Raw genomic sequence first — 25,489 nt, 5'->3', positions numbered from 1 at the left:
GACCTCTTTCGCAGTGCGGTGCGGAAGCTGTGGGGGGTCAGGCGTGGGCGTGGGCGTGGACGGACTCGGGCTCGTCGTCCGGGAGTTGCGCCTCCAGCTCGCGGACGAGAGGCAGCACCCGGCGGCCGAAGTACTCGACCTCCTCGTGGTAGTGCAGGAAGCCGAGGAGGAAGAGGTCGACGCCGAGCTTCTTGTAGGCGACGATGCGCTCGGCGATCTGCTCCGGGGTACCGATGAGGCCGGTACGGAAGCCGTCGTTGTACTGGACCAGGTCCTCGAAGCCGGAGTCCTGCCACATGCCCTTGTGGTCGGCGGTGGACTGGCCCGCCTGCTTGACGGCCGCGCCGAAGCCCTCGACGGCCTCGGTGTCGGCCTGCGCGACGATCTCCCGGAGGGTCTCGCGGGCCTCGGCCTCGGTGTCACGGGCGATGAGGAACCCGTTGAGGCCGAACTTCGGTGCCCTGCGGCCGACTTCGGCGGCGGACTTGCGTACGTCCTCGATCTGCTCGACGACCCCGTCGAAGTCCTTGCCGTTGGAGAAGTACCAGTCGGAGACCCGGCCGGCCATGGCGCGGGCGGCGGTGGAGTTGCCGCCCTGGAAGATCTCCGGGTGCGGGCGCTCGGCGGTGTTGAGCGGCTTGGGCTTGAGGGAGAAGTCGCGCAACCGGTAGAAGTCACCGGCGAGTTCGGTGTGGTCCTCGGTCCAGATCCGGCGCAGGGCCTGGATGAACTCCTCGGAGCGGCGGTAGCGTTCGTCGTGCTCCAGCCAGGGCTCGCCGAGGGCGGTGAACTCTCCCTTGAACCAGCCGGAGACGACGTTGACGGCGAAGCGGCCCTTCGACAGATGGTCGGCGGTGGCGCCGAGCTTGGCGAGGACGCCGGGGTGCCACAGGCCTGGGTGGACGGCGGCGATGACCTTCAGGCGCTCGGTGGCGAGCAGCAGGGCGAGGCTGAAGCTGGTCGACTCGTGCTGGTACTCGGCGCCGTAGCTGGCCATGTAGCGGACCTGGCTGAGGGCGTAGTCGAAACCGTTGTTCTCGGCGAGGACGGCGAGTTCGCGGTTGTAGTCGTATCCCCAGTCGGTGCGCTGCTCGATCTTGCTGGTGACGAGGCCACCGCTGACGTTGGGGACCCAGTAGGCGAATTTCAGGGGCGCTGCGGGCATGCGGAACTCCTGTTGCGGAATTTGTTCTCACGCCGAATCCGAAAGGTGTGCGTGATCGCCGAATTCAGGCGGTGAAGGGAAAACGCGGCACACGGCTGTCCGGCGACGGGTGCGGCGTGGAAGGGAGACGGCGGCGGATCGGAGGGATCAGGCCGCGCAGCAACAGGAGGCGCTGGAGACGCGCGCGAGGTCGACGTGGCGTCGCCGCGTGAGGTCCAGTCGCATCTTCATGCCGTCGATGGTTGCAGTCGGCCGCGACGGCCGTCAAGGAAAACCCGACCGGTCTCGTATCGCGGACCATTGAATTTCACGAACGTGTGACAGGGAAACCCTTGAACGCCCCGCGAAATCACCCGCATTCTTCCGGCATGCGGACCGAACAGCTGGAATACATAGCGGCGGTGACACGGCTCGGTTCCCTGCGCCGCGCGGCGGAGGAACTACGCCTGTCGCAGCCCGCGTTGAGCGAGACCGTGAGAAATCTGGAGCGGGAGCTGGGAGTCGACCTCCTGGAGCGCAAACGGTCCGGGGCGACGATGAGCGCGGAGGGCCGGGAGCTGCTGCCGTACATCGTCCATGTGCTGGAGGCGGTGGACCGGCTGCGAGAGGCGGCCGGTGAACAGCACCGCATCAGCCGGATGGTGCGCGTCGGCACGGTGAACGCGGCGACCGTGCCGCTGCTCGTCCCGACGGTGCGGGAATTCCGTGCGGCGCATCCGGTCACTCAGGTCGAGGTGGTCGGCGCACAGCAGACGGAGATCCACCGCGCCCTGTCCGAGGGCGGGTTCGACCTGGGTCTGGTGAACCACCTGGACGGCGACGACGTGCCCGCCGGCTTCGAGTCCACCCGATTGCTGTGCGGCCGGCCCGTGGTGTGCGTGCGCCCCGACAGCCCGCTCGCGTCGCGGCCCGCGGTGACGGTGGACGAGCTGCTCGCCGAGCCCCTGATCGCGATGCGCTCCGGATACGTCATGCACCGCTATGTCCACCGGCTCCTGGACGGCCGCGCCCCGTCCTTCTCGTACTCCACCGACGGCGCCGAGATGGGCAAGCTGATGGTCGCCGAAGGGCTCGGCGCGACGGTCCTGCCGGACTTCAGCGTGGCCGGAGATCCGCTGGAGCGGCTCGGCACGATCACCTACCGGCCGATCGAGGGCGATGCGACCCGGGTGCTGCTGATGCTGCAACGCCGCAAGGCCGAGTCGGTGCCGCGGGCGGCGCAGGACCTGTACGAGGTGTTCGTACGCAGGGCCCGGGAGCTGGGCGGGACACTGAGCGACCGCTGAGCCCGCCGTTCCGGTGAAGGGATGGCCCTAGTCCTCGTCGTGCGCCGGGACCACCACGAGGAATGCGTCCGACTTCAGGTCCATGACCACCCTCGCCGGTTTCCCCTCGGCGCGGCGCGCCGCCGCGTACTCCTCCGCCGGCCACGATCCGCGCGGAGCTCCCGCAGGAAACCGCTCCAACACCTTCGCGCCCATAGCGGCAGCCACCTCCAGCTCGACTTTCGACTCCGAGAACGACCACTTCCGTACGATGCGCTTGCCCGCGATCGGCCCGGGCATGTGTCGCTCTGCGCAACCCACTGGACACACCCTTCGAAATCCATGCAAATCACCGCGTCCGCTCCGGTCCGTTCTGTGGAAGGGATAACGGGGACACCTACACCGAGGGAGCGAGGCGTGATGAGCGAGGACGACTCCGGACCGGGACTGCGCTGCCTGGTGACCGGCGCCACGGGGTACATCGGCGGCCGGCTTGTTCCGGAACTGCTCGCCGAGGGGCATCGGGTGCGCTGTCTGGCCCGCTCCCCCGGAAAGCTGCGCGATCATCCGTGGGCGGGCGACGTGGAGGTGGTGCGCGGGGACGTCACCGACGTCGAGTCCGTCGCCGGGGCCCTGCGGGACATCGACGTCGCCTACTACCTGGTGCACGCCCTGGGCACCGGCAGCCGTTTCGAGGAGACCGACCGCGAGGCGGCCCGGATCTTCGGTGAGCAGGCCCGCGCCACCGGGGTCCGGCGCATCGTCTACCTCGGTGGTCTCACTCCCGCGGGCGTGCCCGAGAAGGAGCTGTCGCCGCATCTGCGTTCCCGCGCCGAGGTGGGCCGCGTCCTGCTCGGCTCGGGCGTGCCGACGACCGTGCTGCGGGCCGCGGTGGTCATCGGCTCCGGCTCGGCCTCCTTCGAGATGCTGCGCTACCTCACCGAGCGCCTGCCGGTGATGGTCACCCCGAGCTGGGTGCGCACCCGGATCCAGCCCGTGGCCGTGCGGGACGTGCTGCGCGCGCTCGTCGGCAGTGCCCGGATGCCGGACGACGTGAACCGGGCCTTCGACATCGGCGGGCCGGACATCCTGACCTACCGGGACATGATGCGCAGGTACGCCGCCGTGGCCGGGCTTCCGCGCCGCGTCATCGTCCCCGTCCCCGTGCTCACCCCCGGTCTCTCCAGCCACTGGGTCGGGCTGGTGACCCCCGTTCCGGCGGCGATCGCACGGCCGCTCACCGAGTCGCTGCGTCACGAGGTGGTGTGCCACGAACACGACATCGCGCGGTACGTCCCCGATCCGCCCGGGCATCCCGTCGGCTTCGACGAGGCCGTCCGGCTGGCGCTGCAGCGCGTCCGGGACGCCCGGGTCGACACCCGCTGGTCGTCCGCCTCCGTTCCCGGCGCCCCCAGCGACCCACTGCCCACCGACCCCGACTGGGCCGGGGGCAGCCTGTACACGGACCACCGGGAGCTGCCGGTGGACGCCTCCCCCGAAGCACTGTGGCGGGTGATCGAGGGGATCGGCGGGGACAACGGCTGGTACTCGTTCCCCCTCGCCTGGGCGGTGCGGGGCTGGCTGGACCGGCTGGTCGGCGGGGTCGGTCTGCGCCGCGGGCGCAGGGACGCGGCCCGGCTGCGAGCGGGCGACTCGCTGGACTTCTGGCGTGTCGAGGAGATCGAGCCGGGGCGGCTCCTGCGGCTGCGGGCGGAGATGCGGCTGCCCGGTCTGGCCTGGCTGGAGATGTATGTCGAGACGGAGGACGAGGCAGCCCGCGAGGGGGGCGGCGAGACCGGGCACGGGAGCCGCACGCGCTACCGCCAGCGCGCTCTCTTCCATCCCCACGGGCTGCTGGGCCACGCCTATTGGTGGAGCGTCTCGCCCTTCCACGCCCTGGTGTTCGGCGGCATGGCCCGCAACATCGCAAAGGCCGCGGCCCGGGCACCGCTCACCCCCACGAGGGACCGGGCGCCCGCTCGCTGACGCCCGCATCCGCCAAGTCGGCCGCCATGGAAGCAGATCACCGTCACCTCCCCCCGTCCCCGGAGCACCCGTCATGAACGTCTCAGTCGTCCTGTTCACCTCCGACCTGCGGCTGCACGACCACCCGCCGCTTCGGGCGGCCGGCGACGGGGGCCGCCAGGTGGTGCCGCTGTTCGTGCGCGACCGGGCCGTGGACCGCGCCGGCTTCGCCGCCGCCAACCGGCTGGCCTTCCTGGCCGACTGCCTGCGGGAGCTGGACGCCGGTCTGCGCGAGCGGGGCGGCCGGCTCGTCGTGCGTTGCGGTGACGTGGTCGACCAGGTGTGCAAGGTGGCCGCCGAGGGGGACGCCGAAGAGGTGCACCTGGCGGCCGACGTCAGCGGTTACGCGCGCCGCCGCGAGGAACGCCTGCGTCTCGCCCTGGAGGCGGAGGGGCGCCGGCTGCACGTCCACGACACGGTGAACACCGCCGTCGCGCCGGGTGCGGTCACCCCGGCGTCCTCCGACCACTTCGCCGTCTTCACCCCGTACTTCCGCCGGTGGTCCGGTCAGCACCTGCGCGACACTCTCGCCGCACCGCGTGCCGTACGGGTGCCGGACGGCATCGGCTCCGAGGAGCTCCCCGCCCGCGGCGGCCTCGCCGGAGTGTCGCAAGGACTGGCCCGGGGTGGTGAGCGGGAAGGCAGGAAACGCCTGTCGGCATGGCTGCGTGGTGGTGTCGCCGCGTACGAGGACCGGCACGACGATCTCGCCGGTGACGCCACCTCGCGCCTGTCGCCGCACCTGCACTTCGGCACCCTCTCCCCCGTCGAGCTGGTCCACCGGGCGCGCCGGACGGGCGGCCCCGGCGCGGAGGCCTTCGTACGGCAACTGGCCTGGCGCGACTTCCACCGGCAGGTACTCGCGGCGCGGCCGGGCGCCGCCACCGCCGACTACCGCACCAGACACGACCGTTGGCGGTCCGAACGCGCGGCCCGCGAGGACGTGGCGGCCTGGAAGGAAGGCCGCACCGGCTATCCGGTGATCGACGCGGCGATGCGCCAGCTGCGCCACGAGGGCTGGATGCACAACCGCGCACGCCTGCTGACCGCTTCCTTCCTCGCGAAGACGCTCTACGTCGACTGGCGGGTCGGCGCCCGGCACTTCCTCGACCTGCTGGTCGACGGCGACGTCGCCAACAACCAGCTCAACTGGCAGTGGGTGGCCGGGACCGGCACGGACACCCGCCCGAACCGGGTCCTCAACCCGACCGCCCAGGCAAGGCGCCACGACCCCGACGGGGCATACGTACGACGCTGGGTGCCCGAACTCGCGGGCCTCGACGGCCCATCGGTGCACGAGCCCTGGAAGCTCGGAAGCCTGGACCGGGCGGCCATCGACTACCCGGACCCGATCATCGACCTGGCCGACGGGCTGGACCGCTTCAAGCGGGCCCGTGGACGCGACTGAGGAGGCGGCACACCTGCAGTCCAGGGCCTTGCCTCGCGGCGCCCTGCACACCCGCCGGCGAGCGCCCGCCGGATGACTCGGGGGCGTGGTCGGGATGACGGACGTCTCGCAAGCTCATGACCGGGCCTGGCTCGGCTCTCACCGCCGGCGCGGGCAGGGCGGTCGTCGAACTGCCGGACTCCCTCTTCCCGGTCGACGGGTTCACCTCGCTCCACGACCCCCTGCGCGTACGGGTCCTCGTCCTGGACGACGGGACCACTCGGCTCGCGGTCACCGTGATCGAGCAGACGTCCCTCTTCGAGGACCAGATCGCCCGGACCCGGTACATCCTCCGGCGGACGTGTGCGGTGGAGCCGGACCACTGCCTGATCGTGGCGGGCCACACGTTCTCCGCCCCGCACGTCCTGCCGCCCTAGCGCACGCCCGAGGCCGAGCGGCAGAGGAACTCACTGCGCCGGCCGCGCCGACCAGGGCACCACGGTCACCGGGGAGGGCGAGCTACTCCGCACCGATGTCCATAACGACGGGTCGCGCTGGTGGAACTGCTCGGCGAACGGCTCGCCGCCGGGGCCGTGCGGGTCACCGAACAGATCCGCACCGCCGCCCCCACGGCACCGCTGCGGATACTCCACGACCGAGTGAAGGTCCCTGCCCAGGTACCCCCCGCGGGCCGGCACGCCCTCCGCCCGACGACGGACTACGACTTCACCCCGGACGGCGAGGCAGAAGCCCCGATCGCGGTGGCCCGCATCGGCGACACCGTCCTCGCCTGCACGCAGGTGGAGTTGAACGCCCGAACCGGCCTGGACATCAAGACCGCTTCCCCGTTCCCCGCCACCTGCGTCGTCACCATGACCAACGGCGCCGCCAAGTACCTGGCGGACGCCGGGAGTTACGACCGCATCACCTACGAGGCCATGAACTCCCGGTACGCCCCGGCACGCCAGGGGTGCCGCCGAAAGAGTCGCCGAGGGAGTCACAGATCTGCTGCGGACACTGTGAGCCGGACCGGCCCTAGGTCTGATCGTCGAAGGTCACGACGACCTTCTCGGCGGCCCCGGGGGTCAACGCGAGCTCGAAGGCCCGGTCGACCTCGGAGAACGGCACGCGGTGGCTGATCAGCCGGGCGAACCGTTCCTGGTGCTCGGCGAGTTCGGGGGTGACCTCGAAGATCTCGGTGGGGTAGCCCTGGGACGCTATGAGGGTCAGTTCGCTGCGGAGCATGCCTCCCAGGTCGATGGCGTCGGACTTCTTCTGTACGGCGACCATGACCATCTTGGCCTTCCACTTCGCCGAGTCCACGGCGGCCTGGAACACGGCCGGGGCGCCGGCGGCGTCGATGTAGATGTCGGTGCCGGCACGGGGCTGCCCGAGCGCGTTGGCGGCCTGGCCGTGCAGTTCGGCCAGGCGCTCCGTCACGTCCTCCTTCGCCGAGTTGACGACCGCGTCGGCGCCTACCGCCAGCGCGGTCTCCAGGCGCTCGGGGATGATGTCGACGACCACCACGTGCTCCACTCCGCGCAGCTTCAGCCAGATCGTGGTGCCCAGGCCGATGGGGCCGGCACCGAACACCACGACCTTGTCGGCCGGCCCCGCCTCGGAACGGTTGACGCAGTGCCGGGCGACCGCCATCGGCTCGTTGAGGGCGGCGACATCGAAGGGAACGTCGTCCGGGAAGACGGCGACGCTCGTGCCGATCTCGGCGTTCTCGATGAGCAGGTACTCGCTCATGGCTCCGTGTTCGCCACCGCAGCCGATGATCCCGGAGGGCACGCCCTGCGGGTTGACGACCACGCGGTCGCCGACCTTCAGGTCGGTGACCTCGGCGCCCACCTCGACGACCTCGCCGGCCGGCTCGTGACCGAGCGGCAGGGGGACCACTTCGCCGTCCGGGGTGTAGGGGGTGCCACCCACCTGGACGAAGAACGTGTCCGTGCCGCAGATGCCGCAGGCGCGGATCCGTACGAGCACGTCCTGCGGCCCGGGCACGGGTCGCTCGATCTCCACCACCGCGATCTCGTTCTTCGCACCGGTCTGGACAGACTTCATCGTGGCCATCGGGTTCGCTCTCCTCACCAGGTGACCGGAAGGTCGTAGATGCCGTATGCCTGTGAGTCCTCCTTGAACTTCAACTCCGAGACGTCGACGGCGAGTCGAAGAGTCGGGATACGGCGGAACAGCGTGCTGAACACGACGTGCAGCTCGATCCGGGCGAGCTGCTGCCCGATGCACTGGTGCGGCCCCCAGCTGAAGGCCAGGTGGTTCGCGGCGGGGCGCGTGAGGTCGAGTTTCCCGGGCTCGGGGTACGTCTTGGGGTCCCAGTTCGCCGCGGGCAGGGACGCGATGACACCCTCGCCGGCCCGGAGGATCTCGCCGTCGATCTCGATGTCCTCGACGATCGCCCGGCGCGCCAGCAGGTGCGGGATCGTCAGATAGCGCAGCAGTTCCTCGACGGCGTTCGCGACGAACTTGGGGTCGTCGTGGTGCTCGCGCAGAGCGTCGAGCTGATCGGGGTTCTGCAGCAACAGCGCGGTGCCGAGCGTGATCATGTTGGCGCTGGTGTCGTGGCCGGCGACGAGCAGGATGTGGCCGAGCGGGGCGGCCTCCTCCAGGGTGAGGTCGCCCGCCTTGACGCGTTCCCCCAGGTCCGAGAGGACGTCCTCGGCAGGGTCGTCCATCTTGGCCTCGATGAGCCCGGAGATGTAGCTGCGCAGCGCCTGCCTGGTCGCCTCGGCCTCCTCCGGGGTCTTGAACCGCGAGTTGGTGACACCCGCGTGTTCCTGGAAGAACTCGTGGTCCTCGTAGGGCACGCCGAGCAGTTCACAGATCATCAGCGACGGAAGCGGGAGCGACAGAGCCTCGTTCAGGTCGGTCGGACGGGGCCCCTCCAGCAGCTTGTCGATGAGGTCGTCGGTGATCTGCTGGATGGCCGGCCGGAGTTTCTCCATCCGGTGACGGGTGAAGGAGCCGGTCAGCATCCGGCGCCACCGGGCGTGCTCGGCTCCGTCGGTGTTGTTGATGGACGGCTGGATGTCGGCGGCATGCGCCTTCATGGACTCGGTCGTGTACGGGTAGCCGGGTGCGCCGATGTTCGCGCTCACCCGGGGGTCCGAGAGGATCTGGCGCAGGCCCTCGTGGGACGTGGCGACCCACGGTGTGCTGCCGTCCCACGTCCTGGCGCGGACGACGGCCCTCCCCGTCTCGTGCAGTTCGAGCAGACCCGGCGGCGGGGCGAAGGGGCACTCGCTCGCACGGGGCGACGGGAACTCAGGGAATTCCTGGGGCGTGCCGGTACCGGACACTGTCTCGGTCATGGTCACCTCTCCTCGTGTTGCTTCACGCAGCAGCCTACTTCGACCGACCGGTACAATCAATGACGAGTGCCATCGTACCGCTTGGTCCACTTCCAGCCGCGTCCAGCGTCCGGCCAGATACCCACCTGTGAACTCCCCAAGAAAAAGGCGAGATTTGCACAGGCTATTCAGATAATTCCTGGTCACGCGCGTTCATTCGCCGCATGCAATCTTATGTTCCTCACCCTGCTCATTGACCCTCCGAATATCGCGATGCAACGATCCCCACGATGGAGTCGATAAAGAATTCGAAGGAGAATTAGATGCATCGGCGGTCATTTCTGAGCAGCTCCGTGGCAACGGCGGTGACGGCCGCATCCCTGTCGACCGCTGCCGAGGCCCGGGCGTCGGGCGGAACCGGGCTGAAGGTGGGCGCCGGGCGGGCGGCGATCGGCATTCCGTCGTCCCTCCTGCCGCTCGACAACTTCACCACCGTCCACGACGACCTCTACGTGCGGATCCTTCTGCTGGAAAGCGGGTCGCGCCGCGTCGCCCTCACCGTGCTGGACCTGACGTCGATCAGCGCGGAGGCGATCAGCGCGATCAGGGCGGTCATCACGAAGGCCGCCGGCGTGGCGACGGCCGACATCGTGGTGACCGTGACGCACACGTTCTCCGCCCCGCACGTGAATTCGACCAGCACCGGCACGGGAACGGCCCAGTACGTCGAGCAGATCAAGCAGGCCGCCTCGACCGCCGTCGCCGTCGCCGTCAAGGGCCTCAAAGCGGCGCGCGTCGGCTACGGCACCGGCAGGTGCGACGTCAACGTCAACCGGGACGTCCTCACCGCCGACGGGTGGTGGCTGGGCACCGGGGAGGCCGGCACCTCCGACAAGAGCGTGGGCGTCACCCGCTTCGACGATGAGGACGGCAACCCGATCGCCGTCCTCATGAACTACAGCGTCCAGTCCTCGGTCATGATGGAGTCCGTCATGGCGAGCGGCGACCTGCCGATCACGGCCGACCTCGCCGGCGCGGCGGTCCAGCACGTCGAGAAGCAGTACGGCGGTGACACCGTCGGGTTCTTCCTGGTCGGCTCCTGCGGGGACCAGGCACCGGCGTTCCGCTCGAAGCGATACACCATCGACAAGGACAAGAAGTGGTCCCAGGTCGACGCCCAGGACGCGGGCTGGCTGCTGCTCACGGTGCAGGGCGAGCGGCTGGGCACCGAGGTGGTCAGGGTCAGCGAGACCATCAAGACCGCGGGCGCCGGCGCGAGTTCACCCCTGCGTCTGGTGACCGACACCGTCACGGTCGGCACGACGGCCGGGGGGCATCCGACAGGGCCGACGAAGACGTACGACTTCACTCCCACCGGCACCGCGGACGTGCCGATCTGGGTCCTCCAGGTCGGTGACGGCGTGTTCGCCGGTGTGGAGCCGGAGCTGTCCACCGACACCGCGCTGAGCATCAAGAAGCACTCGCCGTTCCCGCACACCGCCGTCCTGTCGATGCTGGAGGGCGGCTCGAAGAACATGGCCGAGGCCCGCGGTTACGCCCGGATCACGTACGAGGCGATGGACTCCTCCTACGCCCAGGGCGCGGCCGAGACGGTCGCGGCGAAGATCGGCGACATGCTCGACGCGCTGCGCGGCTGAGCCGGGGCCAATTCTGTCAACTCACCCCCGCTCCCCCATTCCCTCATTTCCCCCATTCCCCCATTCTGAGGAGTCCGTTCCATGAAAAGGCGCACGTTCATCGCCGGAGCCGCGACGGCCGGTTCACTCGCCGCCGTGGGCAGCGTGGCCTACGCCGCGACCGCCGACCCTGACGTCACGGCTTCCAATGCCGGTCACGTCCAGAGCGCCACCGCGATCACGAAGGTGTTCGGCGAGGGTCAGAAGCTCATTGCGGTAGCGGTCGAGTACGACCAGGACATCGACACCTCGACGCTGTCGACGTCGACGTTCGCGGTCACCGACCGGACGGTCACCAAGGTCTACGCGAACCGGACGGCCGCTCTCGCCGAGCGGGGCAGGGACGGCCGCTACGTCATCGTCGAGCTCTCGCCCGACGACACGGCGGCGGCCCTGTGGGGGATCGGTTCCGGCGGCTCCCCGACGGGGACGCCCAGCGCCCCCGCGGCCACGGCCAGTCCCAGTCCGAGCAGTTCCGGTGGCTCCGGCGGCGCTCCCGGTGGGGGCGGGCCGCAGGTCGGCGACACCACCCCGGGCGGGACCATCCAGGCGGCGAAGGCGACGCTGACCCAGAAGGGCACGGTCACCACCACCCGCGGCGCCCGCTACCCGGCGATCGACACCACGCTGGCCACCGGTTCCGTGGTGAATCCCATCGTCGACGACTTCCAGCAGTTCACCTTCGACGACCCGGCGACCGGCCAGAGCCTGAAGTACAACCTCTTCGTCCCGAAGAACCACGACCCCGGCAACAGCTACCCGCTGGTGCTGTTCATGCACGACTCGACCGTGGTCAACGTCGCCACGCAGGGTCCGCTGGTGCAGGGGCTCGGCGCCGTGTGCTGGGCGAGCCCGGAGGACCAGGCCCGGCACGAGTCCTTCGTCCTGGCCCCGGAATACGGCTCCGTCGTGATCGACGACGACTACGAGCCCTCGACCCTGTTCGACGCCACCGTCAACCTCGTGCGGTCGCTGACGAAGAAGTACCCCATCGACCCCAAGCGGCTGTACGCGACCGGGCAGTCGATGGGCGCGATGATGACGCTGGGCATGAACATCAAGCACCCCGACCTGTTCGCCGCCTCCTTCGTCGTCGCGGGCCAGTGGCCCCAGGAGCAGACCGCGCCGCTGGCGGACAAGAAGCTGTGGGTCGTCGTCGCCCAGGACGACGACAAGGCGTACCCCGGCGAGAACGCCATCATGCAGGTCATCGAGGACGCGGGCACGAAGGTCGCCACCGCGGTCTGGGACGGGCAGTCCACCGCGGCGCAGTTCGCAGCCGACGTACGCCACCTCAAGGCCCAGAAGGCACCGGTGAACTACGCCTCCTTCCAGGCAGGCACGGTCGTACCGGCGGGCTCCAACGTGAGCGGACACTTGGCCACTTGGCGCATCGCCTACACCATTCCGGGCATCCGGGACTGGATCATGAGCCAGTCACTGTGACGCGGACGGCGACGCAGTCGGGGTTCGGCACGGGTACGGACGTACCGGTGTCCGTCAGTTGTCCGGACCCCGGGTCGACGCGGAAGAGGTTCACCATGCTGCTCACCTCGTTCGCGACGAAGAGCCACCTTCCGCCGGGATGGAGAGTGAAGCTCCACGGCGTGACCCCCGCGCACGGGATGCGCTGCACCTCAGCGAGCAGGCCGGTCCTTCGGTCCGCCGAGAAGACGACCAGGGTGTTCTCACCACGGTTGGAGACGTAGACGAAGCGGCCGTCGCGGCTTATGGCCAGTTCGGCGGCGCTCGTGGTCCCGGTGTGGTCAGGGGCGTTGGTCGTCAGACTCTGACGGTGTGCCAGCAGGCCCTGCCGGGCGTCCCATTCCAGGGTCTGGATGTCCGCGGTCAGCTCGTTGAGCAAGTAGACGGTGCGGCCGTTCGGGTGGAAAGCGAGGCGCCGGGGCCCCGACCCCGGCGCCGTCGCGTAGGAGCCGGGGCCGTCGGGTGTACCGGCCGCGGACAGGGCGCGCGTGGCCGGGTCGTAGCGGTGGACGAAGACCCGGTCGGCGCCGAAGTCCGCGACCAGCGCGAACCTCCGGCTCGGGTCGATGACCACGTGGTGCGGGTGCGGGCCCTGCTGCCGTGGGTGGGGACCGGAGCCGGTCTCCTGCACGCGGGAGGCCACGGCGCCCAGTCCCCCGTCTCCGCCGATCGGCACGGTGGCCGCCGTACCGGCGGCGAAGTCGGCGACCAGCAGAGTGTCCGAGCGGCGGTCCACGCCGATGTACGACAGTCCGCCGCTGCCGGCCGGCACGCTCTCCGTCTCGATCTCGCCGATCTGCTGCAGGGCTCCGGAGTCGTCGGCGACGCGGAACACGCGGATGTATCCGCCCTGTTCGCTGCCGGCGACGTACAGGACCGGGCGGGTCGGGTGTGCGGCCACCCAGTTCGAGCTGACCTGCGCGACGGATCCGAGGGACGTCATGGTCCCGTGGACGGGGTCGAAGCGGACCGCGTGCACCTGGCCCCGTCCCCAGGTGCCGATGTACAGCAAGTCCCCGGTCCGGGTGGGTGCCGCCTGGGCCGGAGCGGCGGCGAGCAGCGGTACGGACGCCGTGAGGGCGCCGAGCACGGTTCTGCGGGACGGCCCGTGGGGCCGGGCCCCACGGACATGCGGGTGGTCGTTCATCGAGGGACGAGTCCTTTCTCGTTGACCGGAGCCGGAGGGTGTCCGCGGCTCAGCCCCGGCGGGGTGTGGGACGGCGGGCCGCGAGGCCGAGGCGCTTCAGGGCGTAGGTGTCGAGGGCGGTGAGCACGCCGTTGAGGACAAGTGTCATGGCGACGAGGATGATCAGACCGGCGAACTCGCTCGCCGCGTCGAGGTTCTGGGCCGAGGTGAACAGCTGGTGGCCCACGCCCTCGGAGGAGGCGATGAACTCGCCGCCGATGACGCCGAGGATGGCCAGCGGGCCGCCCGTCTTGAGCGCGGCGAAGAACGGGGCGGCGAGCGTCGGGATCGTCACGTAGCCGAGGACGTGGTGCCTGCGCCCGCCCATCACCTGGACGACCTCGACGAGTTCGCGTTCCCGCAGCCGGAGGCCCAGGTAGACGTTGTAGAAGACGACGAAGGCGACGCCGGTCATGGCGATGGTGATCTTCGACCAGGGGCCGATGCCGAAGAACAGCAGAAAGAGCGGGGCGAGGGCGATCTTCGGTATGCCGTTGAGGGCCGCGACCAGGGGTTCCAGGACCCGGCCCGCGAGCGGGAAGGAGCCCAGTAGCAGGCCCATCACGGTCCCGGCGGCGACGCCCAGACCGAAGCCGGCCAGCACCTCCACGGCGGTCACCTTGATGTCCGTCCACCCCGACGCGGAGCCGAGCATCCGGGTCAGGGCGTCGGCCACGTCGGTGGGCTTGCTGACCGCGTACTCGGGGACGACGGGCCCGCTCAGCACCTGCCACAGGACGAGGGCGACCACGATCACGGCGAGTCGCAGCAGCACCACGGTGGCGGCGGACCGCCAGCGGTCGTTCTTCGGCCCCTTGGGCCGGGGCGCGGTGTCGGGGGCGGGCTCGGTCACGGCGTTGCCCGTGGCGGTCGCCATGGTGTGTTCCTTCCGGTCGGGGGCCGGCCGTGTCACGGCAGGTACTTGTTGGTCCAGTCGTCGGACGAGACCTTCGCGTCCGGAACGGCTCCGATGCTCTTCACGAACGCCACCGTCCTGTTCAGGCCGGCCTCGGTCAGCTCCCCGCTCTTCGGCCAGTCGACCTGGGCCACGCTGCTCGTCAATACGTCGTCGGGCACACCGGGCAGCGTCTTCTGCGCCACCTTCAGCACCGTGTCGTCCTTGAGGTGGGTGTCGATGTAGGCGGTCGCCTGCTGAACGGCGGTGGCGAACCCCTTCGTCACCTCGGGGTTCGCGGTCGCGTAGCTCTTCTTCACCACCACGAACTGGCCGTATCCGGCGTCCTCGTAGGCCCACTGGGGGACCTTCAGCGGATCGGCGACCACGACGCCGTCGCCGTCGTGCTGGACCTGCAGGGGTATCGGCTCGGAGGTGATGAACCAGTCGATCTCGCCCTTGACGAGGGAGGCCTTGTCGGCGGCCGGGCTGGGCAGCGACACCCACTTCAGCTTGGCCGGGTCGACGCCGTGGGCCTTGAGGTAGAGGCCCGCCTCGGCCTTGGTGTTGGCGGAGCTGGCGCCGGCCGTCGAGTCGGCCAGGGCCTTGGCGACCTGGTCGGCCGGGGTGCCGGCGGTCAGCTGGTGCTGCTTGGCGAACGCGTCGCTGACGACCAGGCCGAGCGGGTTGCCGCCGCCGTTGGTGCCGATCGCGAGTTCCGGAAGGCCCTTGGAGAGGGCGGCGAGGAAGTTCGTCGGGCTGTCGTTGAGGAACTGCACGGAGCCCGACTCCAGGGCCGAGGTGCCCGTCGCGGCCGTCAGGGTCACGTACTTGACCTTGATGTTGTGCTGGTCGAAGTAGCCGTTCTCCTCGGCCACACGGATGGACAGGTCGAAGATGTTGCCGCTCACGCCCACCGAGACGGTGGTCTTGCCGTCCGCGCCGACCGAGGTCGAGTTGTCGGCGCAGCCGGTCAGCAGGGCGGCGCCGAGGAGCGCGGCGGAGGTCAGCGCGAGAGTCCGGGCGCCGGTGTGGTGTCGCATGGGAACTCCCTTGTTCACCAAGCCTGTTGGGTGCGGAAGAAGCGGGTCCAGAAGTCGGTGCGGGCCTCGTCCGCGACGGGGACGGGACGGAAGTGCGCGCCGATCTCCATGACGGTGGACGCGTCCGGCGAGAAGACGGGCCAGTGGGGCAGGCCGGAGCCGTTGGGGTCGCCGGTGGCGGCGAAGTTGGTCCAGTACGAGGAGACGGTCCGGGCGATCTCGTGGTCCTCGTCGCTCCACGCTGCGGTACCCGGAGCGGGGTTGCCGAAGACGTAGTCGATCTCGGAGCCGTGGGAGGCACGGCGCGGGCCGGGCCCTTGTGCCGGAGCGCGATGGGTCCAGAAGTACGTGCGGAGGGGGCGGGTGGTGTGCCGGGTCCAGTCGGTGCCCCACAGACACGTCGAGATGCGGGAGTTGTCGCGCACGGCCTGGCTGCTCGCCCACGCGGCCTCGTCGTCCGTGGCGGCCGGGTAGAGCCGTAGGAACTCCTCGGCCATCGCCCCGAACTTCTGTCGGGCGGCGGCGACATGCTCGTCGAGGGTCACGTGCACCGGCGGGGCTCCCGGCCGGGCCGCCCGTCGCCCGGAGCGCAGTGCGGCGAACATGGTCCCGGGGACGGCGCCGCTCTCGTCCAGGTTGTTCCCGGTGAGGTAGTCGACGTCGTTCTGCAGGCCCTTGGCGTAGGTCTCGTCGTAGCCGGCGGGGATCACCCAGCCGTCCACGACGGGCCGGAACAGCGGCGGTCCGGCCGTGCTGCCGGTCTGGACGGCCTCGTCGAGGGGATGGTGGCCGTCGACCAGTTTCCGCCAGGGCAGCGCCCGGAGTTCCTCGGTGGTGCGCGCGCCGTGCTCCCGCGCGTACCGGTCGCCGGCGCTCTCGGCCGCGGCCGGAAGACGGTAGGAGGTCGCCAGATAACGGAGTTCGGGGTCGCGTGCGTACCGGGCGTGGCTCTGGGCGACGGCCCGGTTGAACAGTCCTTTCGCGAGAGGGGACATGGCGAGGAAGTTGACCGCGCCGGCGCCCGCCGACTGCCCGGCGATGGTCACCCGGCCGGGGTCGCCGCCGAAGTTCTCGATGTTGTCTCGCACCCAGCGCAGGGCGGCGACGCAGTCGAGCAGCCCGTAGTTGCCGGAGGCCGTGCTCGCATCGGTCCCCGACTCGCGGCTCAGCTCCGGCGTGGCGAGGAATCCGAAGGCACCGAGGCGGTAGTTGAAGGTGACGACGACGAGTCCCTTGCGGGCAAGGTTCTCGCCGTCGTAGCGAGGGTGTGCTCCGGTGCCCTCGCGGAATCCGCCGCCGTAGATCCAGACGAGGACCGGCCGGCGCTCGTCAGAAGCGGCCGCGCCCGTCCAGATGTTCAGGTTGAGGCAGTCCTCGCTCATCGGGACGTCGACGCCGGTCGCGGCCGCGTCGGTCGGGGCCTGCGGGCACATGGGGCCGAACCGGTCGGCCCGGCGTACCCCCTCCCAGCGCAGCGGCGGGCGGGGCGGGCGCCAGCGCAGGTCGCCGACCGGCGGGGCGGCGTACGGGACACCGCGGAAGACGGTGAGGGAGCGGTCTCGGCCAGGTATGCCCTCGACGGGTCCCGACTCGGTGTCCACGGCCTGACGCATGGGGTCCTTCCCGCCCCGGCGGGCCGTCAGGTGACCGACGGCCCCGGGGGCTTGTCCAGCAGCAGCGCCCGGCGGGCGGAGCCGACGTGGTGGCGCATCGCGGCGACGGCCGAATCGGGGTTGCGGGTGAGGATGGCGAGGAAGATCGCCTGGTGCTCCTCCAGGGAGCCGGTCCTCGGGTGCGGCGCGGAGAGGTTGCGGTACTGGCGCATCACCAGCGGGTAGAGCAGCGTGTCGTACGCACGGGCCAGGGTCTGCTGGTGCGAGGCCTGCTTGATCTGCTGGTGGAAGCGCCGGTTGCCCCGCGAGTAGGCGTCCTGGTCGCCTCGGGACTGCGCCTCCTCCATCTCCTGGAGCGTGCGGCGCAGGTCGGCGATCTCCTCCTCGGTGGCCCGTTCCGCGGCCTTCCCGGCGAGGGCCGACTCCAGCGTCTCGCGGGCCTCCAGGATGTCCGCCGCCTCCTCCACGGAGAAGCTCCGAGTCCGCACCCCGCGATTGACCTCGCTGGTGACGTATCCCTCCTGGGTCAGACGCACCAGCACGGAGCGCATGGTGCTGCGTGACACGTTGAACATCCTGGTCAGGTCCGCTTCGGTCAGGCGTGTGCCGGGGGCGACGCTCCCCGACAACAGCAGGGACCGAAGCCCCTCGTAGGCCTGGCTGTACCGGGTGCCCGACGTCTTCGCCCCGGCCATGCCGTCGTCGCTGCTGCTGTAGCTCTGCGCCACCTTGACCGCCTCTGTGTCCCGTGAGGATGAGAACCGCGGCGGGAACCCTAGCCCACTGCACGTCAGGCCCCGGATGCGCCGAGCGCGGGATACAGGCGCCGGGCGGTTTTCGCGAAGATCTCCTCGCGCGCCGCGGCGGGCAACGGTTCCAGGACCGTGCGGGCCAGGCCGACGAGTTCCGGCAGCGGCTGCTCGGCGGCCGGGCAGTTCGAGCCCCAGGCGATGCGGTCGGCTCCGAAGGACTCGACCACGGGGACGAGGAACTCGACGGCCTCCTCGCCCACGGCATGCAGGGGTTCGAGGTTGCGGTGGGTGAGCTTGAGGTACAGGCCCGGGTGCCGGGCCAGCTCGGCCACCTCCTTGCCGGCGCGGGCCGGGGAGGAGGCGATGTCGGGGTAGCCGATGTGGTCGAGGAGCACCCGCACGGTGGGGAACCGTTCCAGTACGTCCACCAGCTGCCGGGTCGCCGGGCCGAGCCGCATCTGGAGGCAGACGGTGATGTCCGCCTCTCCGGCGGCACGCCAGAACTCGTCCGTCTCGGGCGCCGCGAACCACTCGCCCTGGGTGGGCACGGTGCTGCCGCTGGTGAACAGTCGCACCCCGGCGAGGCCGTTGTCTCCGACGGCGGAGGCGAGACGTGACGCGGCCTCCGGTTCGAGCGGATCGAAGGTGCCGACCGCGAGGAAGCGGTCCGGGCGGCCGGCCCGGCTGTCGAGGACGTACGCGTTGTCGTAGCCGTAGGCCGTGGTGGCCTGGACGAGGACGGCCTGCCGGATGCCCGCCTCGTCCATGCGGGCGGTCATGCCCTCGGCGGTGGCCGGGCGGGAGGTCGCCCAGGCCGACGCCTTGCCGCCGATCGGCGACCACGGGTACGTGTCCCGGTCCTCGGAGATGATGTGGCAGTGGGTGTCGATGATGTCCATGGCTTCCGCTCCTGTCAGGCGTCCGGGTAGTCGCCGTCGGCGAACAGCGCGCCCGGTTCACCGGGGAAGTCCGCGTCGAGCAGGCCCTGTTCACGGGAGTGGCGGACCAGGGCGGTGAGGCTGCGCTCGTTCGCGGCGAGGCCGTAGGGGACGGGGTCGGCGCCGGTCTGCTCGGCCTGCCGGGCGAACCGTGGCAGTGCCGTCCAGTCCGGGTCGGCGGCCAGCCGCCGCCGTTTGGCCTCGGCGAAAGCGGCGTACAGCGCGGTCGGCAGACCGGGGTCGCGGGCGACGAGGTCGGTGCGCAGAGCGATGAGGGAGTGGAGCGGGTAGATGCCGGTGCGCAGATACCAGTCGGAGGCGAGGACGTCCGCCTCGGGGAACAGCGGGTAGGGGCTGTCTCCGTGGCCCGCCGCGGGTTCGGCCGTCGCCGTCCAGCCGGTGCGGGGCGCGCCCGCCCGGCCGGTGCCGGCGTTGCCGGTGAACGCGGCGTCGATCTCCCCGGCACGCAGCAGCTCGCCGAGGGAGCGGCCGTCGGTGACGCGCTCGACGTTGGCCGGGACGCGGCCCTCGACGTGGTCGTCGTCGTCCACCACCCAGGTGATCTTGTCGAGTTCCACGCCGTACTCGTCGGCGAGGATGCCCCGCACCCATACGCCGGTGCTCACGGAGTAGGCACGGACGCCCACCCGGCGGCCCTCCAGGTCGGCCGGGACGCGGATGCCGGAGCCGGCTCCGCACTGGATGTCACCGTGGTGGAAGCGGCGGTTGAGGAAGACGGGTATCGCGGTGAGGGGAACGCCGGCCTGGCGGGCCATCAGGTAGGACACCGGCGCCAGTTCGCACACGTCGAATTCGAGGTCGCGGATCATCCGGCGGTAGGCGCCGATGACCGGCCTGACCGCCACCTCCTCGACGAGGTGACCGGCCACGGCGGCGGCGGGGTCGCACAGTGCCCGCGCGTGCGGGTAGTCGCCGACGACCAGCGAGAGTTTCTCCATCTCCTGCCTTTCAGTGGGTTACGGCGGTTTCGAGTAACGGGCGTGCCGTTCGCTCAGCCGCCGAGGCGGGCCGGGGGGACGCCGAGGGCCGCGCAGGACCGTTCGACCAGGTCGTCGAAGTCGACCGGGCGGGGCAGGACTTCCTGCTCCAGCGCATAGGCGGCCGCCCGGGTGACCGGGCCGCGCAGTGCCGCGAAGCCTGTCGGGTCGACGTCGGCCGGTCCGGCTGCGGCACGCATCGCGTCGTAGGCGGCGAGGATCGCGGCGGAGTGCCCGCGGGCGGACAGCTCGTTGACGCCGATGACGTGGTTGACGGGGTGGAAGCCCTGGCGTGCGGACCACGCGGCGGCGACCTTCCGCGCGTCCACGATGGCGGTGCGGATACGGTCGTCGGCCGGCAGTTCGTTGCCCATGATCCCGAAGTCGAGCCGTCCGTCGAGGAATTCGGCCGGGAGGCGCGCACCCTCGGATGCCCGGGTGACCCACGCCGGGTCCTCGACGCCGTCGACGTGCGCGTCCTCGTAGGTCCGCCAGTCGACCTTACGCAGGTCTACGCCGTACTGCTCGGTGAGGAAGCCGCGCACCCACACCCCGGTGGTCTGGCTCCACGAGCGCACGCCGACGCTCCGGCCCTCGACGTCGCCCACGGTCAGCCGGCCCAGCGTGACCAGCGTCTGGTGCTGGTGGCGGCCGAGGGTGGTGATGGGCAGCAGCACGACGGGCCGGTCGTGGGCGACGGCCTGGAGGAGGGTGACGATCGCGAGTTCGCACACGTCCACGGCCTGCTCGTTGACGAAGCCGCGTGAGGCCTTGTGGACCGGCCGGACGCCGAGCCGTTCGAACGGCTCGCCCGTCTCCTTGACGGCCGCCTCGGCCGCGGTCGCGAGGTCGTCGCGGCCCAGGACCACCTTCATGACTGACTCCTCCCGAAGTTACTGGAGTTGCTGGAGTTCCTGGAGTTTCCGGAGTGGAAGCGCTCGTGGTGCTGTCGCAGCAGGTCGACGCCGTAGTCGTTGCCGTTGGGGGTGCGGACCACGGTGTGGATGTGCCGTCGGGTGGGCTCGTCGTTGTCGAACATCACCCCGGCCTGGTGCTCGAACTCGATGAGGAGCACCGGGCTGTGGACGCGGTAGTAGAAGACGCCGTCCGGGGAGGGATCACCGATCCACGCGAAGTACGTGTCGACCTCGTGGGCGAAGACCTCGTCCATCCGGACCCGGGCGTGCCCCGGGTTCGCCCGTCCCGCGTAAAGCGCAATCAACTGCCTTGCCGTGATGCGCTGTTCGGCGGTCAGCGCGGTGAACGGCAGGCCCTCGTAGTTCAGTTCGTAGTTGTCCCGGAAGGCGCCGACGAACAGGTCGGGCGGCAGCTCGTCGGCGATCACCGCCCGCGCTCGCTGACGTGAGGTCAGATGGGCGAACAGCTTCTGCCCGACGGCCTCTTCGTGGCGGAAGGCGGCCGTTCCGGTGTACTTGCCCGACTCGGCGACCACGGGTTCGGCACCGAGGAAGGTGGGCGTGAGGACCATGTGGTCTCCGACGAGTACGCAGTTGACGTTCACGTGGTGTCCGTCGAGCTGCCAGCCGAAGGGGCGGTCTCCGTCGGGGTCGCCGTAGAAGCTGAACCAGTACAGCCATTCGTTGAGCAGCTCGGTCTCGCCGCGCAGTTCGCCGATCGTCAGGTTGAGGTGCATCAGGTCGACGACCTGCCGGTACCCGGCCTCGCTGAGGCTCGCGCGGACGACGTCCAGGGCGCGCTGTCGCTTGGTGTCGTCGAGGTCTTCCAGGCACAGGCCGTGGCGCAGGAAGTAGCGGGCCCCGTTGGCCCAGTGGCGCCAGGACACGTCGTCCACCGGGAAGCAGCCCTCGGCCAGCTCCTTCGTGGAGAGTGCGGCCAGGTAGTCCTCGGCGGCGCGGCGGATGCCGGTGGTGTCGACGCCGGTGCCGGTCAGCGGGAACAACCCGGGGCGCACTCCGCCGGACGCGGCCACTCCGCGAAACGGCTCGTCGGCCGCCCGGCGGCGCCATTCGACCTTGGCGAGGAGCTCCGGGGTCCACTCGGACGGCATGCGCGTGGGCGCCGCACCGCGTTTCCGCAGTCCCATCTCTGCCTCCTCCTTTCTTGTCCTCCGTCGTTCAGGCGGTCAGGGATGCCGCGTCCTTCTCGATGCGGGCGAGGTCGACAGGCGTACGTACGACCTCCTGCTCGCGGGCGTAGCGAGCGGCGGTCTCCAGGCACCGGGCCAGGGCGTCGCTCCAGCCGGCGGCGACGGCGCGGCCGGCCGGGGTGGTCAGGTCCCGCTCCCCCGCCGTGTCGGCGATGCCCCGGGCGAGGGCCCGGTACAGGGCGGTGACCGCGTCCGGCTGGGATTTGAGTACGTCGTCGCGCACCACGAGCAGGTGGTTCGCGGGCACGGTGCCGTGCCGTTCGGTCCAGGCCCGGGCCGCGGCCTCGGCGTCCTCGATGACCGGGACCAGAAGTGTGCCCTGGGCGCCGATCGCGCGCGGGCCGAGCACGGCTGCCGCCACGACTCCTTCGCGCAGCAGTTCCGCGACGCTCCACCCGTACGACCGCTCGACGTTCGGGGGGTCCCGGTACGCCGCGACATGCGGGTCCTCGGTGGTGATCCAGGTGATGTCCGAGGCGTCGACGCCGTAGTCCTCGCGCAGGATCCCTCGCACCCACATGCCGGTGGTCTGGCTGTACGAGCGCACACCGATCCGCTGCCCGGCCAGGCGCCCCGGGTCGAGGACGGGGCCGTCCGGCAACCGGGTGAGCGAGCCGTGGTGGGTGGCGCCGATCATGACCACCGGGAGGAGCGTCACCGGTACGCCCGCCTCGCGGGCCTGGAAATAGGTGGCGACGGGCATCTCGCAGACGTCGAACTCCAGGTCGCGGACCATCCGGGGAAAGGCCGAGTACAGCGGGGCGGCCGAGGGGAAGTGGCAGTCGACCTTGTCGACCGGGATCGTGCCGTCCTTGAGCGGGCGGGTGTGCGGGTAGTCGCCGAGCAGGACCGAGAGCCTCGTCGTCCGCGTCATCACACGTCCTCGCCGTGCCAGAGGCGGCGGTAGGGGACGCTCAGCACACTGCGGGTGATACGGACGTCGACGACGGTCGGGCCGGGGTCGCGGACGTACGCGGCGAGGGCCGCGCGGAGTTCGTCGGCGGTGCGGACGGTGGCGCCCGAGCCGCCGAGTGCCACGGCGACCCGGCCCAGTTCGGGCGTCGGGATCACGGCGAGTTCCGGATCCAGGCCCTTGACCGCCGACTTGTGGTACTCGGCGCCGAGGCCTTCGTCGTTCATGACCACGACGAGGAGCGGCAGACCGTAGCGGCAGGCCGTCTCGAACTCGGACAGGTGCATCAGGAAGCTGGCGTCGCCCTCGACCACGAACGACGGCCGCCCGCCGTCCGCGACGATCTTCCCCATGGTCAGCAGCGGCGCCTGCCCGATGGCGCCGAACATGCCGTAGTTGGAGACGATCTCGCGGGAGCGCTGGAAGAGCATGGTGCCGAAGTCGGTCTGGTGGCCGCTGCCGAGGACCAGTCCGATCTCACCGGGGATTTCGGCGTCGATGACGCGGATCGCCTCGCGCGGGTCGATCCGGTCGGGCTCGCTGACGTACTCGCCGGGTGCGACGGGTGGGACGGCCAGGCGGCGGCGTACTTCGACGGTGTGGAAACCCTCCGTCCGGACGGACCGCCGGCCCAGCTCCTCCTCCAGTGCGGTGAGGGCGGTGACCGCGTCGGCGCGGAGGTAGCAGTCGGCGGCGGCGCCGTTGCCCATGACCAGGTGCTCGGCGGTGTCGATCTGCACGTACTTCGCCTCGGGGAAGAGGTAGCCGTGCTCGGTGGTGTAGTGGTTGAGGCTGGCGCCGACCGCGATCACGCAGTCGGCCTGCTGGAGCAGGTCCATGGCGGTGCGGTTGCCGAACAGGCCGGAGATGCCGACGTGGTGCTCGGTGCGGTCGCACAGCCAGTTCTTCGCCTGGAGGGTGGTCGCGAGCAGGGCGCCGGTGCGTTCCTGGAGGCGGAGGATGTGCTCGCCGGCTCCGGCCTGACGTGCCCCGCGCCCCGCGATGATCACGACGCGTTTGCTCGCCTGCACGATGTCGGCGGCGCGGGCGATGCGCGCCGGGTCGGGCAACGGCCGCTGGTGGTCGATGAGTTCGGTGGAGGGGGTGTAGGGGTCCGCGTCCGCGCCGTCGAGGTAATCGTGCTGCTGGATGTCGATGGGGGCGCTGAGCATCACCGGGCGGGATTCGGTGCGGGCGAGGTGGAAGGCCCGCTGGACCGCCTCCTCCGCATGGTCCGCGCGGGAGAGGTGGACGAACCCGCACTCGATCGCGGCGGCGAAGCGGCCCTGGTCCAGGTACTGGGCGGCGGCCTTGTCGCCCCAGGCGGTCTCGCCGCAGAAGGCGACCAGCGGGGTGCGGGCGCGGGCCGCGACGACCATGGAGGTGGCGAGCTGGGTGACGCCCGGCCCGCTGGTGGTGGTCAGGACGCCGGGCCGGGCCGCGGCGCGCGCCCAGCCGTCGGCCATGCCGAGACCTGAGCCCTCGTGGCGCACTTCGTACAGCCGCACACCGCGCTGCGCGAGGGCGTTCATCCAGTGCATGTTGGCATCGCCCATCATGCCGAAGACGTCCTCGGTGCCTTCCTGGACGAACGCCTCGGCGAGCGCTTCGTAGACCTTCACTTGCCGCCTGCCTTCTCGTGGTCGATGCCCTTGATGTCCTTCAGGCGCGGGAACACGCGCAGCGCGTTGCCGCCCTCGATGAGGCGCCGGTCCTGGTCGCTGAGGGCGTCGATGGAGTCGAGGAGGTGCTTGGTGTCGTCGAAGCGGTGGCCGGTCTCCGGGTCGATGCCGCGAACGGCGCCGATCATCTCGGAGGCGAACAGGATGTTCTCGGCGGGGATGACGTCCACCAGCAGTTCCATGCCGCGCTTGTGGTACACGCAGGTGTCGAAGTAGACGTTGCCCAGGACGAGTTCTTCGAGTGGTGGGCGGCCCTGGTCCTGCATGACTCCCCGGTAGCGGCCCCAGTGGTAGGGGACGGCGCCGCCGCCGTGCGGGATGGTGAACTTGAGGGTCGGGAAGTCCTTGAACAGGTCGGACAGACACATCTGCATGAACACGGCGGTGTCGCCGGCCAGGTAGTGGGCGCAGGTGCCCTGCAGTGCCGGGTTCCGCGACATCGCCACGTGCAGCATCGCCGGGACGTCCAGCTCGGCCATCTTCTCGTAGAGCGGGTAGTAGACCTTGTCCGTGAGGGGTGGGGCCTGCCAGTAGCCGTCGGAGGGGTCGGGGTTGAGCAGACAGCCGACGAAGCCCGACTCGGTGACGCAGCGCTCCAGTTCGGCGGCGCTGTTGCGGACGGAGGACGCGAGGGCGTCGCCTGGCGACTGGGGCAGCTGGCAGACGCCGACGAACCGGCCGGGGAAGAGGCCGCAGACGCGGGCGATCAGGTCGTTGCTGACCTGGGACCAGTGCAGGCTGGTCACCTCGTCGCCGTAGTGGTGGGCCATCTTGCCGGCGCCCGGGGAGAACAGCGCCACGTCCACGCCTCGCTCGTCCTGGAGCTTCAGCTGGCCACGCTCGATCGCGGTCCTGATCTCGTCGTCGTCGATGCGGAGTTCGTCGGGTGAGACGCGCGCGCCCGACGCCCCTTCGTCGTGGAATGCCTTTATCTGCCGTTCCCGCCATCTGCCGAGCGCGGGAGGGGCCGTCGTGAAGTGGCCGTGGCAGTCGATGAGCATGG

22 protein-coding genes are annotated in these 25,489 nt (G+C 70.5%); 6 read left to right on the top strand and 16 right to left on the bottom strand.

Features of this window, described 5'->3' with window-relative positions; genetic code table 11:
* Positions 1–37: 37 nt before the first annotated feature.
* Positions 38–1,165 carry a dimethylsulfone monooxygenase SfnG gene (sfnG, locus tag ADK57_RS14200; protein ID WP_053749786.1) on the bottom strand — a complete coding sequence of 376 codons (1,128 nt, stop codon included), beginning with the start codon at positions 1,163–1,165 and terminating at the stop codon, positions 38–40.
* A gap of 368 nt (positions 1,166–1,533) precedes the next feature.
* On the opposite strand from sfnG, the gene ADK57_RS14195 reads away from it, so the two are divergent.
* Complete coding sequence (locus tag ADK57_RS14195; protein WP_053749785.1) at positions 1,534–2,451, top strand: LysR family transcriptional regulator; 918 nt, start codon at positions 1,534–1,536, stop codon at positions 2,449–2,451.
* Between the two features lie 27 nt (positions 2,452–2,478).
* Here the strand turns inward: ADK57_RS14195 and ADK57_RS14190 are convergent, their stop codons facing one another.
* Complete coding sequence (locus ADK57_RS14190; protein ID WP_053749784.1) at positions 2,479–2,730, bottom strand: hypothetical protein; 252 nt, start codon at positions 2,728–2,730, stop codon at positions 2,479–2,481.
* Positions 2,731–2,850: 120 nt separating this feature from the next.
* Here ADK57_RS14190 and ADK57_RS14185 point away from each other — a divergent pair, with 120 nt between their 5' ends.
* From ADK57_RS14185 to ADK57_RS14175, 3 genes are all read left to right on the top strand, one after another.
* A complete protein-coding gene (locus ADK57_RS14185) occupies positions 2,851–4,416 on the top strand; it encodes an SDR family oxidoreductase (protein WP_053749783.1) in 1,566 nt (521 codons plus the stop codon).
* A 73-nt stretch (positions 4,417–4,489) separates the two neighbouring features.
* Positions 4,490–5,863, top strand: coding sequence for a cryptochrome/photolyase family protein (locus tag ADK57_RS14180; RefSeq protein ID WP_053749782.1), 1,374 nt, complete (start codon positions 4,490–4,492; stop codon positions 5,861–5,863).
* Positions 5,864–5,979: 116 nt separating this feature from the next.
* Entirely contained in the window at positions 5,980–6,279 is a 300-nt protein-coding gene (locus ADK57_RS14175) for a hypothetical protein (RefSeq protein WP_053749781.1), read from the top strand.
* 598 nt (positions 6,280–6,877) lie between these two features.
* Here ADK57_RS14175 and ADK57_RS14165 read toward each other — a convergent pair.
* Both ADK57_RS14165 and ADK57_RS14160 read right to left on the bottom strand, forming a co-directional pair.
* Positions 6,878–7,921 (bottom strand): zinc-dependent alcohol dehydrogenase, encoded by a 1,044-nt coding sequence (locus ADK57_RS14165; RefSeq protein ID WP_053749779.1) that lies wholly within the window; start codon positions 7,919–7,921, stop codon positions 6,878–6,880.
* Positions 7,922–7,935: 14 nt separating this feature from the next.
* Entirely contained in the window at positions 7,936–9,177 is a 1,242-nt protein-coding gene (locus ADK57_RS14160; RefSeq protein ID WP_053749778.1) for a cytochrome P450, read from the bottom strand.
* A gap of 302 nt (positions 9,178–9,479) precedes the next feature.
* Here ADK57_RS14160 and ADK57_RS14155 point away from each other — a divergent pair, with 302 nt between their 5' ends.
* Positions 9,480–10,814: a hypothetical protein gene (locus tag ADK57_RS14155; RefSeq protein WP_107091543.1), complete on the top strand. Its 1,335-nt coding sequence runs from the start codon at positions 9,480–9,482 to the stop codon at positions 10,812–10,814.
* Positions 10,815–10,895: 81 nt separating this feature from the next.
* Positions 10,896–12,299: an alpha/beta hydrolase-fold protein gene (locus ADK57_RS14150; protein ID WP_053749777.1), complete on the top strand. Its 1,404-nt coding sequence runs from the start codon at positions 10,896–10,898 to the stop codon at positions 12,297–12,299.
* On the opposite strand, the gene ADK57_RS14145 is transcribed toward ADK57_RS14150, so the two are convergent.
* The 12 genes from ADK57_RS14145 to ADK57_RS14090 form a co-directional block, all read right to left on the bottom strand.
* The gene (locus ADK57_RS14145) at positions 12,280–13,485 is read right to left on the bottom strand and encodes a lactonase family protein (RefSeq protein WP_078973110.1); all 1,206 of its coding nucleotides are present in this window, start codon (positions 13,483–13,485) and stop codon (positions 12,280–12,282) included. The genes ADK57_RS14150 and ADK57_RS14145 overlap by 20 nt on opposite strands.
* 49 nt (positions 13,486–13,534) lie before the next feature.
* Positions 13,535–14,401 (bottom strand): ABC transporter permease, encoded by an 867-nt coding sequence (locus tag ADK57_RS14140; protein ID WP_053749776.1) that lies wholly within the window; start codon positions 14,399–14,401, stop codon positions 13,535–13,537.
* Positions 14,402–14,433: 32 nt separating this feature from the next.
* Positions 14,434–15,462 carry an ABC transporter substrate-binding protein gene (locus ADK57_RS14135; RefSeq protein ID WP_053749775.1) on the bottom strand — a complete coding sequence of 343 codons (1,029 nt, stop codon included), beginning with the start codon at positions 15,460–15,462 and terminating at the stop codon, positions 14,434–14,436.
* 14 nt (positions 15,463–15,476) lie between these two features.
* The gene (locus ADK57_RS14130) at positions 15,477–17,075 is read right to left on the bottom strand and encodes a carboxylesterase/lipase family protein (RefSeq protein ID WP_053749774.1); all 1,599 of its coding nucleotides are present in this window, start codon (positions 17,073–17,075) and stop codon (positions 15,477–15,479) included.
* Positions 17,076–17,101: 26 nt separating this feature from the next.
* Positions 17,102–17,803, bottom strand: coding sequence for a GntR family transcriptional regulator (locus ADK57_RS14125; RefSeq protein WP_234390171.1), 702 nt, complete (start codon positions 17,801–17,803; stop codon positions 17,102–17,104).
* Positions 17,804–17,865: 62 nt separating this feature from the next.
* Positions 17,866–18,726 (bottom strand): amidohydrolase family protein, encoded by an 861-nt coding sequence (locus ADK57_RS14120; RefSeq protein ID WP_053749773.1) that lies wholly within the window; start codon positions 18,724–18,726, stop codon positions 17,866–17,868.
* Between the two features lie 14 nt (positions 18,727–18,740).
* A complete protein-coding gene (locus tag ADK57_RS14115; RefSeq protein ID WP_053749772.1) occupies positions 18,741–19,724 on the bottom strand; it encodes an ABC transporter substrate-binding protein in 984 nt (327 codons plus the stop codon).
* 53 nt (positions 19,725–19,777) lie between these two features.
* Positions 19,778–20,638 (bottom strand): hypothetical protein, encoded by an 861-nt coding sequence (locus tag ADK57_RS14110; RefSeq protein ID WP_053749771.1) that lies wholly within the window; start codon positions 20,636–20,638, stop codon positions 19,778–19,780.
* A complete protein-coding gene (locus ADK57_RS14105; protein WP_053749770.1) occupies positions 20,635–21,828 on the bottom strand; it encodes a DUF3500 domain-containing protein in 1,194 nt (397 codons plus the stop codon). Before ADK57_RS14105 ends, ADK57_RS14110 begins: the two co-directional genes overlap by 4 nt.
* Before the next feature lie 31 nt (positions 21,829–21,859).
* Positions 21,860–22,765: an ABC transporter substrate-binding protein gene (locus ADK57_RS14100; RefSeq protein WP_053749769.1), complete on the bottom strand. Its 906-nt coding sequence runs from the start codon at positions 22,763–22,765 to the stop codon at positions 21,860–21,862.
* Entirely contained in the window at positions 22,765–24,426 is a 1,662-nt protein-coding gene (locus ADK57_RS14095; RefSeq protein ID WP_053749768.1) for a thiamine pyrophosphate-binding protein, read from the bottom strand. Before ADK57_RS14095 ends, ADK57_RS14100 begins: the two co-directional genes overlap by 1 nt.
* Positions 24,423–25,487, bottom strand: a complete 1,065-nt coding sequence (locus ADK57_RS14090) for an amidohydrolase family protein (protein ID WP_053749767.1) — start codon at positions 25,485–25,487, stop codon at positions 24,423–24,425. The genes ADK57_RS14095 and ADK57_RS14090 overlap by 4 nt, the downstream gene beginning before the upstream one ends.
* Positions 25,488–25,489 lie beyond the last annotated feature (2 nt).

This window comes from Streptomyces sp. MMG1533 (assembly GCF_001279775.1).
Taxonomy (GTDB): domain Bacteria; phylum Actinomycetota; class Actinomycetes; order Streptomycetales; family Streptomycetaceae; genus Streptomyces.
This window is presented reverse-complemented; position numbering and strand designations above follow the sequence as displayed.

Coding starts and splice junctions, on each gene's coding strand:
- ADK57_RS14145 (WP_078973110.1), bottom strand. CDS start 13,485: ATGAACGACCACCCGCATGTCCGTGGGGCCCGGCCCCACGGGCCGTCC.
- ADK57_RS14165 (WP_053749779.1), bottom strand. CDS start 7,921: ATGGCCACGATGAAGTCTGTCCAGACCGGTGCGAAGAACGAGATCGCG.
- ADK57_RS14140 (WP_053749776.1), bottom strand. CDS start 14,401: ATGGCGACCGCCACGGGCAACGCCGTGACCGAGCCCGCCCCCGACACC.
- ADK57_RS14105 (WP_053749770.1), bottom strand. CDS start 21,828: ATGGGACTGCGGAAACGCGGTGCGGCGCCCACGCGCATGCCGTCCGAG.
- ADK57_RS14160 (WP_053749778.1), bottom strand. CDS start 9,177: ATGACCGAGACAGTGTCCGGTACCGGCACGCCCCAGGAATTCCCTGAG.
- ADK57_RS14150 (WP_053749777.1), top strand. CDS start 10,896: ATGAAAAGGCGCACGTTCATCGCCGGAGCCGCGACGGCCGGTTCACTC.
- ADK57_RS14155 (WP_107091543.1), top strand. CDS start 9,480: ATGCATCGGCGGTCATTTCTGAGCAGCTCCGTGGCAACGGCGGTGACG.
- ADK57_RS14110 (WP_053749771.1), bottom strand. CDS start 20,638: ATGAAGGTGGTCCTGGGCCGCGACGACCTCGCGACCGCGGCCGAGGCG.
- ADK57_RS14100 (WP_053749769.1), bottom strand. CDS start 22,765: ATGACGCGGACGACGAGGCTCTCGGTCCTGCTCGGCGACTACCCGCAC.
- ADK57_RS14190 (WP_053749784.1), bottom strand. CDS start 2,730: ATGCCCGGGCCGATCGCGGGCAAGCGCATCGTACGGAAGTGGTCGTTC.
- ADK57_RS14195 (WP_053749785.1), top strand. CDS start 1,534: ATGCGGACCGAACAGCTGGAATACATAGCGGCGGTGACACGGCTCGGT.
- ADK57_RS14130 (WP_053749774.1), bottom strand. CDS start 17,075: ATGCGTCAGGCCGTGGACACCGAGTCGGGACCCGTCGAGGGCATACCT.
- ADK57_RS14115 (WP_053749772.1), bottom strand. CDS start 19,724: ATGGAGAAACTCTCGCTGGTCGTCGGCGACTACCCGCACGCGCGGGCA.
- ADK57_RS14175 (WP_053749781.1), top strand. CDS start 5,980: ATGACCGGGCCTGGCTCGGCTCTCACCGCCGGCGCGGGCAGGGCGGTC.
- ADK57_RS14090 (WP_053749767.1), bottom strand. CDS start 25,487: ATGCTCATCGACTGCCACGGCCACTTCACGACGGCCCCTCCCGCGCTC.
- sfnG (WP_053749786.1), bottom strand. CDS start 1,165: ATGCCCGCAGCGCCCCTGAAATTCGCCTACTGGGTCCCCAACGTCAGC.
- ADK57_RS14185 (WP_053749783.1), top strand. CDS start 2,851: ATGAGCGAGGACGACTCCGGACCGGGACTGCGCTGCCTGGTGACCGGC.
- ADK57_RS14120 (WP_053749773.1), bottom strand. CDS start 18,726: ATGGACATCATCGACACCCACTGCCACATCATCTCCGAGGACCGGGAC.
- ADK57_RS14135 (WP_053749775.1), bottom strand. CDS start 15,462: ATGCGACACCACACCGGCGCCCGGACTCTCGCGCTGACCTCCGCCGCG.
- ADK57_RS14180 (WP_053749782.1), top strand. CDS start 4,490: ATGAACGTCTCAGTCGTCCTGTTCACCTCCGACCTGCGGCTGCACGAC.